At 56.2% G+C, this 15,848-nt stretch carries 16 protein-coding genes; 11 read left to right on the forward strand and 5 right to left on the reverse strand.

The annotated features are described in order from the left end of the window. Positions 1 to 31 precede the first annotated feature (31 nt). Together purN and purM are read right to left on the reverse strand one after the other, a co-directional pair. Entirely contained in the window at positions 32 to 688 is a 657-nt protein-coding gene (gene purN / locus AACZ64_RS02035) for a phosphoribosylglycinamide formyltransferase (protein WP_293613721.1), read from the reverse strand. 11 nt (positions 689 to 699) lie between these two features. Beyond that, positions 700 to 1,755, reverse strand: a complete 1,056-nt coding sequence (gene purM, locus AACZ64_RS02040) for a phosphoribosylformylglycinamidine cyclo-ligase (protein WP_293613722.1) — start codon at positions 1,753 to 1,755, stop codon at positions 700 to 702. Positions 1,756 to 1,866: 111 nt separating this feature from the next. Between purM and AACZ64_RS02045 the strand changes: the two genes are divergently transcribed. Both AACZ64_RS02045 and hda read left to right on the forward strand, forming a co-directional pair. Then, positions 1,867 to 2,955, forward strand: coding sequence for a DUF2066 domain-containing protein (locus AACZ64_RS02045; protein ID WP_293613723.1), 1,089 nt, complete (start codon positions 1,867 to 1,869; stop codon positions 2,953 to 2,955). Continuing rightward, a complete protein-coding gene (gene hda / locus AACZ64_RS02050; RefSeq protein WP_293613724.1) occupies positions 2,956 to 3,660 on the forward strand; it encodes a DnaA regulatory inactivator Hda in 705 nt (234 codons plus the stop codon). It begins immediately after the preceding gene. A 104-nt stretch (positions 3,661 to 3,764) separates the two neighbouring features. On the opposite strand, the gene AACZ64_RS02055 is transcribed toward hda, so the two are convergent. Further along, a complete protein-coding gene (locus AACZ64_RS02055) occupies positions 3,765 to 4,247 on the reverse strand; it encodes a TlpA disulfide reductase family protein (RefSeq protein WP_293613725.1) in 483 nt (160 codons plus the stop codon). Positions 4,248 to 4,342: 95 nt separating this feature from the next. Between AACZ64_RS02055 and arsC the strand changes: the two genes are divergently transcribed. From arsC to sppA, 4 genes are read left to right on the forward strand one after another with little or no spacing between them, the layout of a single operon-like run. Further along, positions 4,343 to 4,687 (forward strand): arsenate reductase (glutaredoxin), encoded by a 345-nt coding sequence (arsC, locus tag AACZ64_RS02060; protein ID WP_293613726.1) that lies wholly within the window; start codon positions 4,343 to 4,345, stop codon positions 4,685 to 4,687. After that, positions 4,687 to 5,280, forward strand: coding sequence for an NAD(P)H:quinone oxidoreductase (gene wrbA / locus AACZ64_RS02065; protein ID WP_293613727.1), 594 nt, complete (start codon positions 4,687 to 4,689; stop codon positions 5,278 to 5,280). Before arsC ends, wrbA begins: the two co-directional genes overlap by 1 nt. Beyond that, positions 5,277 to 5,699: a DUF2069 domain-containing protein gene (locus AACZ64_RS02070; RefSeq protein ID WP_293613728.1), complete on the forward strand. Its 423-nt coding sequence runs from the start codon at positions 5,277 to 5,279 to the stop codon at positions 5,697 to 5,699. The genes wrbA and AACZ64_RS02070 overlap by 4 nt, the downstream gene beginning before the upstream one ends. After that, a complete protein-coding gene (sppA, locus tag AACZ64_RS02075; protein ID WP_293613729.1) occupies positions 5,696 to 7,549 on the forward strand; it encodes a signal peptide peptidase SppA in 1,854 nt (617 codons plus the stop codon). Before AACZ64_RS02070 ends, sppA begins: the two co-directional genes overlap by 4 nt. Positions 7,550 to 7,638: 89 nt before the next feature. Here sppA and fdxA read toward each other — a convergent pair whose 3' ends face one another. Both fdxA and mutS read right to left on the reverse strand, forming a co-directional pair. Continuing rightward, positions 7,639 to 7,962, reverse strand: a complete 324-nt coding sequence (gene fdxA, locus AACZ64_RS02080) for a ferredoxin FdxA (protein WP_293613730.1) — start codon at positions 7,960 to 7,962, stop codon at positions 7,639 to 7,641. A gap of 127 nt (positions 7,963 to 8,089) precedes the next feature. Continuing rightward, on the reverse strand, positions 8,090 to 10,669 hold the full coding sequence (mutS, locus tag AACZ64_RS02085) for a DNA mismatch repair protein MutS (RefSeq protein ID WP_339639640.1): 2,580 nt from the start codon (positions 10,667 to 10,669) through the stop codon (positions 8,090 to 8,092). Positions 10,670 to 10,908: 239 nt separating this feature from the next. Between mutS and AACZ64_RS02090 the strand changes: the two genes are divergently transcribed. The 5 genes from AACZ64_RS02090 (at position 10,909) to AACZ64_RS02110 (ending at position 15,780) form a co-directional block, all read left to right on the forward strand. Beyond that, positions 10,909 to 11,856 (forward strand): glutathione S-transferase family protein, encoded by a 948-nt coding sequence (locus tag AACZ64_RS02090; RefSeq protein WP_293613732.1) that lies wholly within the window; start codon positions 10,909 to 10,911, stop codon positions 11,854 to 11,856. 169 nt (positions 11,857 to 12,025) lie between these two features. Then, a complete protein-coding gene (locus AACZ64_RS02095; protein ID WP_293613733.1) occupies positions 12,026 to 13,171 on the forward strand; it encodes a TRAM domain-containing protein in 1,146 nt (381 codons plus the stop codon). A 53-nt stretch (positions 13,172 to 13,224) separates the two neighbouring features. Continuing rightward, positions 13,225 to 13,713 (forward strand): nicotinamide-nucleotide amidohydrolase family protein, encoded by a 489-nt coding sequence (locus tag AACZ64_RS02100; RefSeq protein ID WP_293613734.1) that lies wholly within the window; start codon positions 13,225 to 13,227, stop codon positions 13,711 to 13,713. An 82-nt stretch (positions 13,714 to 13,795) separates the two neighbouring features. Continuing rightward, entirely contained in the window at positions 13,796 to 14,845 is a 1,050-nt protein-coding gene (gene recA, locus AACZ64_RS02105; RefSeq protein ID WP_293613735.1) for a recombinase RecA, read from the forward strand. Positions 14,846 to 15,009: 164 nt separating this feature from the next. Further along, positions 15,010 to 15,780 (forward strand): sterol desaturase family protein, encoded by a 771-nt coding sequence (locus AACZ64_RS02110; RefSeq protein WP_293613736.1) that lies wholly within the window; start codon positions 15,010 to 15,012, stop codon positions 15,778 to 15,780. Positions 15,781 to 15,848 lie beyond the last annotated feature (68 nt).

Below are 15,848 nucleotides of genomic sequence, written 5' to 3' on the forward strand. Positions count from 1 at the left end.
GGTGCCATTTAGTTGTGAATATTTCAGTTATTTATCCCTGGAAGGGAAACCCTGTGGGTGGCAGAGGCCGGCCAAACAGGCAGGCCCTGCCGTTGCTCAGCGACAGTCTGCCCTGGCAATACCAGCGCACGGCCATCGGGTAAATCAGGTTTTCCTTCTCAAAGACACGGCTGCGCAGTGTTTCGGCAGTGTCATCTTCAAGAATGGGGACTTCTGCCTGAATTATCGGTGGGCCACCGTCGAGCTCAGATGTCACGAAATGCACCGTGGCGCCGGTTTTGGTATCGCCAGCCTCAATGGCACGCTGCTGAGTGTGCAGGCCGGGGTACTTTGGCAGCAGGGATGGGTGGATGTTCATCGTCATGCCTGCAAAGCGTTCGACAAATGCCGTGGTCAGAATACGCATGAAACCGCACAGCAGGATCAGATTGGGTTTATAGCCTTCCAGCAGGTCAGCCAGTGCCACATCGAAACTGTCCCGATCGGGAAATTGCCTATGGTCCAGCGCCTGGCAGGGTATGCCGGCGGCCTCGGCTTTCTCCAGCCCGGGGGCATCGGGGTTGTTGCTGATCACACAAACGATTTCGGCATCGATCACGTTCATCTGTATCGCATCGATAAAGGATTGCAGGTTGCTCCCCTTGCCGGAAATCAATATTGCCAGCCTTGGTTTATAACTCGTGTTCATATTTAATCAGCCTATCCTACTAGTTGAACGCGTTGTTCGCCGGGTTCAGCGTGGGCGATTTTGCCCATGACAAATGCTTCCTCGCCAGCAATGTGCAGGGTATCCAGTGCCGTTTGCACGGCATCCTGTGGAACGCAGATCACCATGCCGACGCCGCAGTTAAAAGTCCGGGACATTTCGGTGGCACTGACGTTACCGTTGCGCTGCAGCCAGTCAAAAATGGCGGGCATCTGCCAGCTTTGGGTGTCGATGACGGCCTTGGCGCTTTCCGGCAGAACCCGTGGGATATTTTCCAGCAGGCCGCCACCGGTAATATGGGATATTGCGTGGACCGGCACGTGCGCATGCTCCACCAGGCCAAGCAGGGTCTTGACATAAATTCGCGTGGGGGTGAGCAACAGCTCACCCAGCGGCTTGCCATCGACCATTTCTGTGAGTGGGTCTACGCCGGAGACCTCGATGATTTTGCGGATCAATGAATAGCCGTTGGCGTGCGGGCCGGAGGAGGCCAGGCCGATCAGGGCATCGCCCACATGCACGGCGCTGCCATCAATAATACCTGACTTTTCGACAATGCCGACACAAAAGCCCGCCAGGTCGTAATCCTCACCCTCATACATGCCGGGCATTTCCGCCGTCTCACCGCCCACCAGCGAGCAGCCTGCGAGTTCACAGCCCTCACCAATACCCGTGACAACTGCCGCAGCTGTATCGACATGTAATTTACCGGTGGCGTAATAATCGAGAAAGAACAGTGGCTCGGCACCGCAGACCACCAGGTCGTTGACACACATGGCCACCAGGTCAATACCGATGGTGTCATGGATGCCGAGGTCAATAGCCAGTTTCAGTTTGGTGCCAACACCGTCCGTGCCCGATACCAGTACCGGTTCCTTATAACCACTGGGCAGGCTGAACAATGCGCCAAACCCTCCCAGGCCGGCCAGTACTTCCGGTCGGCGGGTGCGCTTGGCAACCTGTTTGATCCGTTCGACCAGGGTGTTGCCTGCGTCGATATCAACACCGGCATCTTTGTAGCTGAGAGAGGGCTGCTTGGGATGACTCATTGGCGGGCCTTGCTGGCTAGTGGGTGAAAAGGTGGGATATTTTATATGAAAAGACGACGTCTGACAGTTAGATAATGTGCCTATTTGCAGGCTGCTGTTACAATCCCGACCATGAAAAACATCGCGCTGTTGAAGAATCTTGTCGTCCTGCTGTTTGCGGGGCTCTCAACCCTGCCCATTGCTGCGGCTCCGCTGGTCGATCTCTATGAGGCACTGGTGCCCGTGGCGGATCAGAGCGATGCTGCCAGAGAACGGGCATTGAAGATCGGCCTGGAAAAAGTGCTGATCAAGGTGACTGGTGACAGCCAGGTACTGTTAAATCCTCGGTTGGATAGCGTCGCGGCAGAGCCCCGACGCTATGTGACGGCATACAGTTACAGGAGTTATCGCGATCCGCTGGTGGCGCCCGCTGAAGACACTGCCGCGACCAGAGAGGGTATGGCGATCAATATCCGTTATTCCGAACCGGCGATCGACCAGCTGTTGCGACGTTACCAGTTGCAGATATGGCCGGCGGAGCGTCCGCTGCTGCTGACCTGGGTTGTGGTGGATGATCCCGTCGCCGGAAAACAGTTTGTCACCAGCGAACAGCTTCCGAATGCTGATGCTGCGCTCAGCCAGTTGATGTCTGACCGGGGTGTGCCATTGTTGCGGCCGATGTTTGATTTATCAGACAGCCAGACGTTGTCGGAAGCGCAGGCATGGGCATTTGACCAGGCCCGGCTGGCAGCGGTTGCGGAGCGCTATGATGTGAATTCCTGGCTGATTCTGCGAGCCTACCGGAGCGCCACCGGCCTGTGGCGCGGTGCCTGGCTGTTGAATGTGGAAGGTGAAGACAGTCTGTACAGCCTGACCGCTGATTCACTGCCAAAGCTGATCGCCGGCATGGTGCCCGCTGCGGCAGACAAGCTTGCCAGTCGTTACGCCTATGTACCCCAGGATATCGCCCGGAAACTGGTTATTCAGCTGGATAATATCAACGATTACCGGGCTTACCGGGAAGTGACGGGGTTTATCGAATCCCTCGAACCGGTCCGGACACTGGCGGTAGACTATGTGGATGCCGACCGGGTTGGTCTGCGCGTTTCCGTGGAAGGCGAAGCCGCACTGTTACTGGGTATGCTGCGTCGCGACAGCCGGATCACCGAGCGGCAATCCGATCAACCCGAGCACCATCGCTTCAGCTGGAGACAGCCCTAGATGCCCGTCCAGCTCAGCTTGCCGATCAAGCTGAATGATGCCGCTACGTTCGAGAATTTTCTGGTTTCTCCCGGTGACGACAGGCTGCTGTTACTGACGCTGTTGCGCGTTCAGTGGCCACAGGGCAGAGAGCCAATACTCTATCTCTGGGGTCGGCACGGCAGCGGGGTTTCACACCTGCTCCAGGCCAGTTGTCACGCTGTCCATGCACGAGGGTTGCCCGTTCAGTATCTGCCGTTGTCCGTATTGATCGATCATCCTCCAGCAGAATTGCTCGATGAGCTGGAGCAGCTGCCGTTAGTCTGTCTTGATGATGTTCAGTTGGCCGCGGGCCGGCGCGATTGGGAGGAAGCCCTGTTCGGGCTTCTCAATCGCATGCGGGATACCGGCAGTTGCCTGCTGGTGGGTGGAGACGCCGCGCCGCGTGAGCTGCCACTGGTGCTGCCGGACCTGCGGTCCCGGCTCGGCTGGGGTCCGGTGTTTCAGTTGGAGGCGCCGGACGATACTCTGCGGGAGCAGGTGGTTCAGTTTCGTGCCATGCGACGCGGTATGACACTGGATAACGGCGTGGCACGGTTTCTGGTGAATCGGGCCGGCCGGGATCTGCACAGCTTGATGGCTTGTCTCGATCAGCTGGAAAACCGTTCCCTGCAGGACAAGCGGAGGCTCAGTATCCCATTTGTGAAGCAGGTGTTTGGTTGGTAATTGATGGGGCAAGCCGCCGATACTGATCCTCAATATAAACTTTTCGGCGGCCCGATCGCTGGTGAGATGTTTTCAGTTTCAGGTACATTCAGTGGCTGGAGCGATTATTGGTCAGTTGCTGATTCGTTCGACAACTGTTCCAACAGCGCCGACAGCTTTTCTTCGGTCTGGGGTCCCAGCAGGACCTGACGGTAATTGCCAGCAGCATCAATAACCAGCGTTTCCGGCAACACACCACTGGGTTTGACATTGAAGTGCTGGCGGGGATCGTCAAGCAGTACAGGGAAATCTATTCCCAACGCTGCGGCCTGTTGTTTCAGTGCCTCGCCAGTGACCCCGTCGAAATTGACGGCTAGCAATTGCACCCGGTCGCTGTGGCTGCGCTGGAATTCATTGAGTTCTGGTATTTCCTCGCGGCAGGGCTTGCACCACTCGGCCCAGTAATTGATCAGCACCACTTTGCCGTGCAGCTGGTCGAAATCAATACGACCGCCATCGAGCAGGGCATAACCCTGTTCCCCATCGCTGCAGCCGATGGCCGTCAGGAGTAATAAAGTTGTCAATAATCGCATGGCACTGTGTTTCAATGGCGGTGTCCTCCTGCTCCGGTTGGTCTGTCTGGCCCCGTCCACCGGTTTGCAGCTAGAATGTATTTTTCTCAGGACTATTCTACACAAACATTATGATCAGCATTTATCACAATCCCCGTTGTTCCAAATCCCGTCAGACACTGGCCCTCCTCGAGGATCGCGGTCTTACGCCGAATATCATTCTCTATCTGGATAACCCGCCCGACAGCAAGACTCTCAAGGACCTTCTCGGCAAGCTCGGCATCACAGCCCGGCAATTGCTGCGCAAGGGAGAGGATGCCTACCGGGAGAATAATCTGGCGGACAAACACCTGACAGAAACACAACTGATTGATGCCATGGTTGCCAATCCCAAACTCATTGAGCGCCCCATTGTCATTAACGGCAGCCGGGCGGCACTGGGGCGTCCGCCCGAAAACGTACTGGAGATTCTCTGATGTCGCACATACTGGTTCTTTATTACTCCCGTTACGGTAACACCCGGGCCATGGCCCATCAGGTAGCGCTGGGCGTGGAGCAGGGCGGCATGGAAGGGCGATTGCGTACTGTGCCGGCGGTGTCTGCCAACTGTGAGGCCACAGAACCGGACATTCCGGAAGAGGGTGATATTTATTGCACCAATAAAGATCTTTCTGAATGTGCCGGTTTGATATTGGGAAGTCCGACCCGGTTCGGCAATATGGCCGCACCCCTCAAGTATTTTCTCGATGGCACTGGTGATCTATGGATGAATGGCGGTCTGATCGGCAAACCCGCGGCGGTGTTTACATCCACGGGTTCACTGCACGGTGGCCAGGAAACCACGCTTATCAGCATGATGCTGCCGTTGCTGCACCAGGGAATGCTGCTGATGGGGCTGCCCTACAGTGAGCAGGCGCTGCATACCACCACGACCGGCGGCACTCCCTACGGTGCCTCTCACAGGGCTGGCGATGGTACACAGCCATTGAGCCCGGAAGAAACCGAACTTTGCATCGCTCAGGGCAAGCGCATGGCCGCGCTGGTGAAAAAACTGGCGGTGAGCCAGTGACAGATTCAGAACATTCTGCCGAGGTTCATGCTGCCGAGGTTAAAGTCATCAAGGCTATCCCCCGCTTGCGGAAAAAGCTCACCATTGCGCGTTGGCTCACCCGGGTCAGTTATACGCTGTTGCTGGTGACGTTGCTGGCCAACGGATTATTGTCTGCTACACCGCTTAGTTTGATGATTTTTACCCTGGTGCCGCTGGCGATTTTTATTCCGGGCCTGCGCCGGGAGCACTATAAAACCCTCTCCATGCTGTGTTTCGTCACCCTGCTTTACTTCATGGTGACAGTCAGTAATCTGTTTGCTCCCAATGCCAATTTGCTGGATGCCGTTGAACTGGTGTTGTTGGTGATTCTGTTTGGTGCCGCCATGATGTTCAGTCGCTGGAAGCAATATTCGCTGTATCAGGAGGATCAATCATGAGCCGTGAAAAACCGGGTATTTTTCGCCGGCTGTTCGGTTTTATCGGAAAGCTGGCCAGTGGTTTGCGGATATTACTCAATATTCTTTTTTTGCTGGTGGTGGTGGTTTTCATCCTCAGTATTTTTCGCAAGGATGTGCAACCGTTGCCGGAAAAAGCAGCCCTGCGCATTGCCCCCGGAGGCTTTCTGGTGGAGCAGAAAACCTATGTGGATCCACTGACCCAGCTATTGCAGCAGAGTGGCCCGGCCGATGCAGAAACGCTGGTGCACGATCTCACAGAGGCCATTGATGAGGCCGCTGAGGACCCCCGCATTACCTCGCTGGTGCTGGAACTGGATTATCTGCTCGGCGGTGGTCTGACCAAACTTGAGGAAGTCGCGCAGGCGCTCAGCAGGTTTCGTGAGAGCGACAAGCCGATTATTGCGGTGGGTGACAGCTACACCCAGGAGCAGTACTACCTGGCCAGCTTTGCCGATGAGATCCACCTCAACCCGATGGGTGCCGTTCTGATAACCGGCTACGGCAGCTACCCCAACTATATCAAGGGTGCCCTCGACAAACTTCGCATCAATGTCCATGTGTTCAGGGTGGGCAGTTACAAGGATGCTATTGAACCCTTTACCCGCACGGATATGTCCCCCGCTTCACGGGAGCACAACAGCGCCTGGCTCAATGCGCTCTGGTCGACCTATACCCGTCGGGTGGAAACCCAGCGCGGGCTGCCGGTGGATGCCATCAATGATTACGTCAATAACCTGACGAGCAAACTTGAAGATCATCGGGGCAATACCGCTGAAACGGCGGTTGCCAGTGGGCTGGTGGATAAACTGTCAACCCGCCCGCAGATGCTGGCCAGATTGCAGGCGCTGGCGGGCAGTAATGACAAGGGTGGCTACCAGGCCGTGGATGTGGATCGTTATCTGGGCCATACCCGTCGGGCCGAGGCAGCGAAGGTACTGCCCTCAGCTGATAAGGTGGGCCTGATTGTAGCCAGGGGTGCGATTCTGGATGGTGAGCACCCCGCCGGAACCATTGGCAGCGACAGCCTGTCAAAATTGTTCCAGCAGGTGCGCAAACAGCAGTTCAAGGCTCTGGTGCTGCGTATCGACAGCCCCGGTGGCAGTGCGTTTGCCTCTGAAGTGATTCGCCAGGAGGTGGTGTTGACCCGGCAATCGGGTATCCCGGTGATCGTTTCCATGGGCTCCATGGCGGCGTCCGGAGGTTACTGGATGGCCATGGGTGCAGATCAGATCTGGGCCAGCCCTACCACGATTACCGGCTCCATCGGGGTGTTTGGCGTGATTCCGACGTTTGAAAACAGCCTGGCGGCGCTGGGTGTCAATAGCGATGGTATCGGCACCACCAATCTGGCCGACCTCTATCGTCTCGACCGCCCCATGTCGCCTCAGGCAAAACAGCTTATCCAGTTTGGGGTCAACCATGTCTACGATCAGTTCCTCGGCATTGTCGCGGAAGCTCGCAACAGTACGCCGGAACGAATCCACGATATTGCCCAGGGTCGAGTCTGGACCGGTGAAAAAGCAAAGGCGTTGGGCTTGGTTGACCATCTCGGCAACCTGCAAGAGGCGATAGATGCTGCGGCCCTGGCGGCCAGTCTCGACACCTACCAGACCGAAGAGGTAAAGAGTCCGATGGATTTCCGCGAGCAGCTGATGCGCCAACTGTCCGGCAGTATGGTGGGTCAATGGGTCCGCTGGCTGCCGGCCGACTGGTTGCCGCAGGGTTTGCTGGCAGAGGTCTACGGTGTGACCAGAGAGCTGCAGCTGCTGAATCGCTTTAATGATCCCCGCGGTCTCTATCTGCACTGTTTCGAATGCACGGCGCAGTAGCTGTATTTAAGCTGCACAATAAAAAATAGAGCAATAAAAAAGCGGCCATCAGGCCGCTTTTTTTACGCTTGTTTGTCGGACAGCGGCGATCAGCGCTCCAGATATTGCAATTTGTCGGGCACTCCGTCCCACTCTTCGGCGTCTGGCAGCGCATCTTTCTTTTCGGTGATGTTTGGCCACACCTCTGCCAGTTCGGCATTCAGTTCCAGATACACTTGCTGATCGGCAGGCAATTCATCTTCGGAAAAGATCGCATCCGCCGGGCATTCCGGTTCGCAGAGTGCGCAGTCAATACATTCGTCCGGGTGGATGACCAGGAAATTAGGGCCCTCGTAAAAGCAGTCCACCGGGCAAACTTCGACACAGTCAGTGTGTTTGCACTTGATGCAGTTATCGCCGACAACAAAAGTCATGGGTTGTTCTCCGAAAAGCGGGTGATAGAACAGGCGCGCATTATACAGAAATAAAAACGGTTATTTAAACAATCAGACCGGGAAATTAAATTCGGGAACAGATTTTTTGTGTTACCGGGCCGGATCATCACTCCTGAATGAGTTGTTTAAGTGCGTACAGTTTCTCCAGTGCCTGTTTGGGGCTTAATTCATCTGGGTCGATAGTGACCAGCATTTCCAGCAAAGCTGTTGAGACCGGGTCGCGAAACAGCTCCTGTTGCCGGGGCTTGGCTGCCGATCCAGCTGTTACCACCGGGCGTGCACCAGCTTCGAGGCTGGCCAGCTCAAGCCGGGCCAGCGCGATCACTTCCGCCGGAATGCCCGCCAGCTTGGCCACCTGAATGCCATAACTCTGGCTGGCGGGGCCTTCCTGAATGGCGTGGAGAAATACGATGTCATCATTGTACTCGGTGGCATCGAGGTGGACATTGGCCACCCCGGCGGTTTTTTCCGGTAGCCCGGTGAGTTCAAAATAATGGGTGGCAAACAGGGTGAAAGCCCGGACTTTTTCCGCCAGCTGTACAGCGCAGGCCCAGGCTAGAGACAGGCCGTCAAAGGTGCTGGTGCCGCGGCCAATTTCATCCATCAACACCAGGCTCCGGGCCGTGGCATTGTGCAGAATATTGGCTGTTTCTGTCATTTCCACCATAAAGGTTGAACGGCCACCGGCCAGATCATCTGACGAGCCGATGCGGGTGAAAATGCGGTCGACCAGACCAATCGTGGCGCTGGCGGCCGGCACACAGCTGCCGATGTGGGCCAGCAGGATAATCAGTGCGGCCTGGCGCATATAGGTGGATTTGCCACCCATGTTGGGGCCGGTAATCACCAACATGCGCCGCTGTTCGTCCAGGTTCAGGTCATTGGCGACAAAGGGTGTTTCCAGCACCTGTTCAACCACAGGGTGGCGACCACCACTGATCTCGATGCCCGGTTGCTCCGAGAGGGAGGGTGGAATCAGACCGAGACTGTCGGCGCGTTCTGCGAGACAGACCAACGCGTCCAGTTCGGCCACTGCTGCAGCGCTCTCTTGCAGCGGCAGTAACTGTTCGTTGAGGGTTTCGAGCAGGGCTTCATAGAGGGCTTTCTCGCGGCTCAGGGCGCGACTTCTTGCACTCAAGGCCTTGTCCTCGAAGGTTTTCAGTTCGGGGGTGATATAGCGCTCGGCATTTTTCAGGGTCTGGCGCCGGATGTAATGTGCCGGTGCCCGTTCGGACTGGCCGCGGGAAATTTCTATGTAGTAGCCATGCACCCGGTTATAGCCCACCTTTAGGGTGCTGATACCGGTGTTCGTTTTTTCCTGCTCTTCGAGGTCCACCAGAAACTGGCCGGCATTGCTGCTCAGATTGCGCAGCTCATCCAGTTCGGCGTCATAGCCTTCGGCAATCACGCCGCCGTCGCGGATCACCACCGGAGGGTTTTCGGCAATGGCTCTCGTCAGCAGGGAGACCATCTCAGGGAATTCCCCAACCCCGGTGAGTAACTGTTGCAGTGGTGCAATATCTGATGAGGACAATTCCTGTTGAATACCGGGCAGAGTGGCGAGTGACTGTCGCAGCCGGGTCAGGTCCCGTGGGCGGGCAGAGCGCAGAGCCACCCGCCCCAGAATGCGCTCCATATCGCCCACCTGCTTGAGGTGTTCCGCCACCGATTCATGGCAACCGTTCAAGCGCAGGGCGGCCACCACCTGCTGTCGACATTGCAGTGCAGCCAGGTTGCACAGGGGACGGTTGATCCAGCGATTCAACAGGCGACTGCCCATCGCCGTGCGGGTGCTGTCCATCACCGACATCAGCGTGTTATCCGATGTGCCATTCAGGCCGATACTCAGCTCCAGATTGCGCCGGGTGGCAGCATCGAGAATAACGCTGTCGTCGCGGTTTTCATGGCTGATACTGCGAATATGGGGCAGGGCGGTGCGTTGGGTTTCCCTGGCGTATTGCAGCAAACAGCCGGCAGCGGCCAGGGCCAGCGGTAAATGATCGCAACCAAAGGCGGACAGATCCCGGGTACCAAACTGGTCGGTTAACTGGCGCTGTGCGGTATCCCGGTCAAATTCCCAGGGTTGGCGATGGCGCAGGCCCCGTTGCTGGCTGATGAGTGCCGGGCAGGGGAAATCATCGGCGACCAGCAACTCGGCGGGACTGAGGCGTTGCAATTCGCTCTGCAAACTTTCCGGGCTATCCACCTCCAGCACCAGAAAACGCCCGCTGCCGATATCCAGTGTTGCGAGGCCGAACCGGTCATTGTGATGGGCGATAGCGGCCAGCAGATTGTCCCGCCGCTCCTCCAGCAGCGCTTCATCGCTGATCGTGCCGGGGGTGACGATACGGACTACCTGGCGATCCACCGGCCCCTTACTGGTAGCCGGATCACCAATCTGCTCGCAGATCGCCACCGATTCCCCCAGCTTGACCAGTCGTGCCAGATAGCCCTCTGCCGCATGGTAGGGCACCCCGGCCATCGGGATCGGCTGACCCGCGGACTTGCCCCGGGCCGTCAGCGTGACATCCAGCAGCCGCGCCGCTTTCTTGGCATCGTCGAAGAACAGCTCGTAAAAATCACCCATGCGGTAGAACAACAACTCGTGGGGATGCTGGGCTTTGATGCGGAAGTACTGTTGCATCATAGGCGTATGCTGGGACGGGGTATCCGTTTGGGCTGTCATCGGCTTGCGGTGGTGCCTCTTCTTCGCGCGGGAAAGCCGTCCATTCTACGGTAAGGGCGGTGCAGTAAAAAACTGTTGATTTCGAGGGCGCTCTGAAATGTTGTCGGTTCTGGCGCCGCAACGCTCAATACTCAATCTTTATAGCCCCGGTAAGAGATGTTTCGGGATTGCTAGGCCTATGGCAGTTGCGTCATGCTGGCCGATCACACAAGGCGATAAACCGGTTTCGGGAGAGCATCATGGGATTGTTAGTGAACGGGACATGGCAGGACAAGTGGTATGACACCCAGGCAAGCGGCGGGGAGTTCAAGCGGCAGGAAAGCCGGTTCCGACATTGGATCACAGCGGATGGTGGCCCCGGCCCCGATGGGCAGCGGGGGTTTGCCGCCAGCAGTGGCCGGTATCACCTGTATGTTTCGCTGGCCTGTCCCTGGGCCCATCGGACGCTAATTTTTCGCCAGTTAAAAGGACTGGTGGAGCATATTGGTGTCACTGTGGTGGAGCCACTGATGCTGGAAAATGGTTGGGAGTTCAGCGCGGAGGGCGATGATCTCTACGGGCTGGATTATCTCTATCAACTCTATTTGAAAGCGGCCCCTGACTATGAAGGTCGGGTGACTGTGCCGTTGTTGTGGGATAAACAGCAGCAGACCATCGTCAATAACGAATCTGCTGACATTATCCGAATACTGAACAGTGCTTTTGACTCGATCACCGGCAATCAGCTGGATTTTTACCCGGCGGCTTTGCGCGCGGAGATAGATGCCATTAATCAGCGGGTCTACGACGAGATTAATAACGGCGTGTACCGGGCCGGATTTGCCACGACCCAGGCCGCCTACGAAAAGGCCTACGCCGGGCTTTTTGAGGCGCTGGACTGGGTGGAGGGCAGGTTGGCGAGTCGGGATTATCTGTTGGGCGAACAGGTCACAGAGGCGGACTGGCGATTGTTCACCACGCTGGTGCGTTTCGATGCGGTTTACCACGGTCACTTCAAATGCAATCGCAACCGCTTGCTGGAGTTCTCGAATTTACCCGGCTATCTGTCCCGGTTATACAAAACCCCCGGTGTCGCAGAAACCGTCAACCTGGACCACATTAAAAAGCATTACTATGGCAGCCACAAAACTATCAATCCCACCGGTATCGTCCCGGCGGGGCCGGCCCGGCTGTTCGTCGCCGATTGATCGTTCATTGCTGATACCCTTTGATACGTTGCCAGTGATCACCAGTAGGCCCTGTGCACACCGGAGGGTGTTATCGAGAAATCCCAATGGCTGTAAAACTAGGGCATACTTGAAGGCTGTTTTAGCGTCGGCCGGTTTGTCTGCCGACAGTCATATGTAAGGAATCCCATTGAAACCCAGAAGACCTCACCCTAAAGCCAGGCGGCAATCGCCAAACCGCCCGATTGAATTCCTGATTGAGAGCATCGATCCGATGGGGCAGGGGGTGGCAAAGATTGACAGCAAACCCTGCTTCATTGCCAAGACATTGCCCGGTGAACAGGGTGCTGCAACTATTACCCGCGCCAGCAAAGGGGTGCTGTTTGCCCGGATGGACAACCTTTCCAGCACCGCTGAAAACCGTATTGCGTCAGCTTGCGAGCATTTTGAGCAGTGCTCCGGCTGTCACTTTCTGCACACGGATTATGAAAGCGAACTGACCTACAAGCGCAATGCCCTGGCGGATCATCTCAAGCGGCTCAGTGTGGAGACCCCCGACATTCACGTGGCGCCTGCCGAGCAGCGGCTGGGCTACCGCAATCGCATGCAGTTGCACTACCGTCACAAGTATCTGGGTATGATCGACCCAGTCACCGATGCTGTTCTGGAAATTCCGCACTGCCAGGTGATTGATGAGCGACTTCGCGAGACCTTTGACAGTCTCTACCAGGACAAAAGCTGGACTGAAGATCACCAGGGTCAGGGGCACTGTGAGCTGTATCTGACCGATGACGGCGTCAGTGTGCAATGGGATCAACCCTATGCCCACGGCGGCTTTACCCAGGTCAACGGGGCCATGAATGAGGTGCTGCGGGAGACCGTAAGAGCCCAGCTGGACGATCTTGAGGTCAGGACGTTGCTGGATCTGTTCTCCGGAGAGGGCAACCTGTCAGATTTGATTCTGCCGGAGCACCCCGGTATCGAACGGGTGATGGTGGACTATGCGCCGGAGCGGGCGAAGTTGAAGGAAGAACTGAGCTTTATTCACCTTGATCTTTTTTCCGACACGGCGTTGCGGGCTTTCAAGGCGCGTAACGAGCACACCCGGTTCGATGTGCTGCTGGTGGACCCACCCCGCAAGGGCTTTGCCCATCTGGCACAATGGGTGAAAGCCTATCGGCCAAAGAAACTGATTTACGTCAGTTGCAGTGCCCCCACCATGGTGCGCGATCTGCAGTTGTTGGGCGGTGATTACCGGATCGAACAGGTGAATCTGATTGATCTGTTTCCCGGCACCTATCACTATGAAACACTGGTTACCATTAGCTTCAAATAAGGGTATTTGTATCACCTCTTTCATCAGCAGATCAGTTGCAGTAAGTTGTCGACATGGATAAGCAGACGGTTACGCTGTCGGCGCGCCTGGGAGAGCTGTTGCTCAATCGCCATGCCACGGTTACCTGTGCGGAGTCCTGTACCGGTGGCGGCGTCGCCAGTGCCATCACTCATATTCCTGGCAGTTCCCAATGGTTCCAGCTGGGGTTGGTGACTTACGCCAACAGTGCCAAGCAACAATTGCTAGGTGTCTCTCCCGACGTGCTCGCCACTGAGGGCGCAGTGAGTGAAGCGGTGGTGGTCGAAATGGCCCGGGCTGTCCTGGCCCTTGCCGATGCTGATATCAGTGTGGCGGTGAGCGGGGTGGCGGGGCCGGATGGTGGCACCGAGGCGAAACCGGTGGGGACGGTCTGGTTCTGCTGGATGCTTCGCGATGGTTCCCCGATCGCCCGCTGTTTCAGGTTTCCCGGTGATCGTGTGGCGGCCAGAGCGGCCGCCGTACAGCAGGCATTGCTGGGATTAATTGAGTTGTTGGATAATTAAATACTGTATGACTATACAGTGGTTTTGCGTTGGGTTAAGCTAGCGCCATTCTCTACACAGAAGATAGCAAAGGAGACCTTTCATGGATCCAAACAAGGAAAAAGCGCTGCAGGCGGCGCTCGGTCAGATCGAGCGGCAATTTGGCAAGGGAACTGTCATGCGGATGGGCGACCGGGAACATGTGGTCATGCCATCTATCTCAACCGGGTCGCTGGGTCTGGATATCGCATTGGGCATTGGTGGTCTGCCGAAGGGTCGTGTGGTGGAAATTTATGGACCGGAATCCTCCGGTAAAACCACGTTGACGCTTCAGGTGATTGCCGAGGCGCAAAAGAAAGGCGGCACCTGTGCTTTTGTGGATGCGGAACATGCGCTGGATCCAGACTACGCTGAAAAACTGGGTGTCAATGTGGATGACCTGATTGTCTCCCAGCCGGATACCGGCGAACAGGCTCTGGAGGTCACCGATATGCTGGTGCGTTCAGGAGCCATTGATGTGCTGGTGGTGGATTCGGTGGCGGCCCTGACGCCCCGTGCAGAAATCGAAGGTGAAATGGGCGATCACCATGTGGGCTTGCAGGCCCGTTTGATGTCCCAGGCACTGCGCAAGCTGACCAGCAATATCAAGCAAGCCAACTGTCTGGTGATCTTTATTAACCAGATCAGAATGAAGATCGGGGTGATGTTTGGCAATCCGGAAACCACCACGGGCGGGAATGCCCTTAAATTTTACTCCTCGGTGCGACTGGATATTCGGCGTATCGGTGCCGTCAAGGAAGGCGAAGAAGTGGTGGGTAATGAAACCCGCGTGAAGGTGGTTAAAAACAAGGTATCTCCTCCGTTCAAGCAGTGTGAATTCCAGATTTTATACGGTGAGGGCATCAACCATCTGGGTGAAGTGGTTGATCTGGGGGTCAAGTGTGGCCTGATTGACAAGGCGGGTGCCTGGTATGCCTATAACGGCACCAAAATTGGACAGGGAAAAGCGAATGCCTGCGAGTATTTGAAGGAAAATCCGGAAATTGCCGCTGAGGTTGAACAGAAAATCCGTCAGCAGTTAATGGCCCCGGCCAAACCTCCAAAACAGGAGCTGCCAGCGGATCCTGCAGAAACGGAAGAGATTCAAAACTGACCGCTGTGAACAGCTGGTCGCAGGAGGTAAAAAAACCGCATCCGGAACCTGATGCGGTTTTTTTGTGGCCATCTGGATTTCCTGATTCAATATCAGTTTGATGGTGAGGGGCGCGCTCGCGACTCTCCGGAAAGGTTCCCCCCGATGGGACGGTAAAACAATTGATGGATATATCAGAGCTGGTTTTCTATAAAAGTATTCTGGTGCTGGGGTTTCTGCTGCTTCTGTTTGTCTCTGAACGAAAATGGCCCGCTGCGCAACGGCCCGACGTCATCGCTACTCCCCGTCGGCTCGGTAAAAATCTCTCGCTGTGGCTCTGTAACAGTGCCCTATCGCCGCTGATCGTCCTGCCTATTACGCTGTTTGCCGTGAACCAGAGCGCGGCGGATTGGCGAACTGTTTGGCCGGGGGATGGCTGGGGCATTGCATTGGATATCCTGTTGCTGGATCTGTGGATTTACTGGTGGCACCGCGCCAATCATCGCTTACCTCTGTTATGGCGTTTCCATCGGGTTCATCACCTCGATCAGTGGCTGGACGTGACCTCAGCTGTGCGGTTTCATTTCGGTGAGGTGGTATTGTCGGCACTGGTGCGTGGTACCGTTATTCTGTTGGTCGGGTTCCCGTTGCTCTCGGTAATTCTTTTTGAATCCCTGGTGCTGGCAATGGCGGGTTTTCACCATTCCAATATCCGGCTGCCCGCGAATCTGGAAAAGTGGCTCTCGTTGGTGATCGTGACGCCCTCTATTCATTGGGTGCACCACCATATTGACCAGCGCGACACGGACAGTAATTATGGGGCTATATTCAGCTTCTGGGATCGCCTGTTTGCCAGTCGGTCGGACAAGGTTCGCGAACCGGCCATGCCGATTGGTGTGGATCAGACAAAGGATGAGGGGTTGTGGTCCCTGTTGTTAATACCATTTCGGCGTTGACCGTTGGGTCGACTGGGCAGTGCTTTTAACAATGAAATAGTCAACCACCGGATTCGTCCGGCAGGAGT

The organism is uncultured Porticoccus sp. (assembly GCF_963975625.1).
Lineage (GTDB): Bacteria > Pseudomonadota > Gammaproteobacteria > Pseudomonadales > Porticoccaceae > Porticoccus.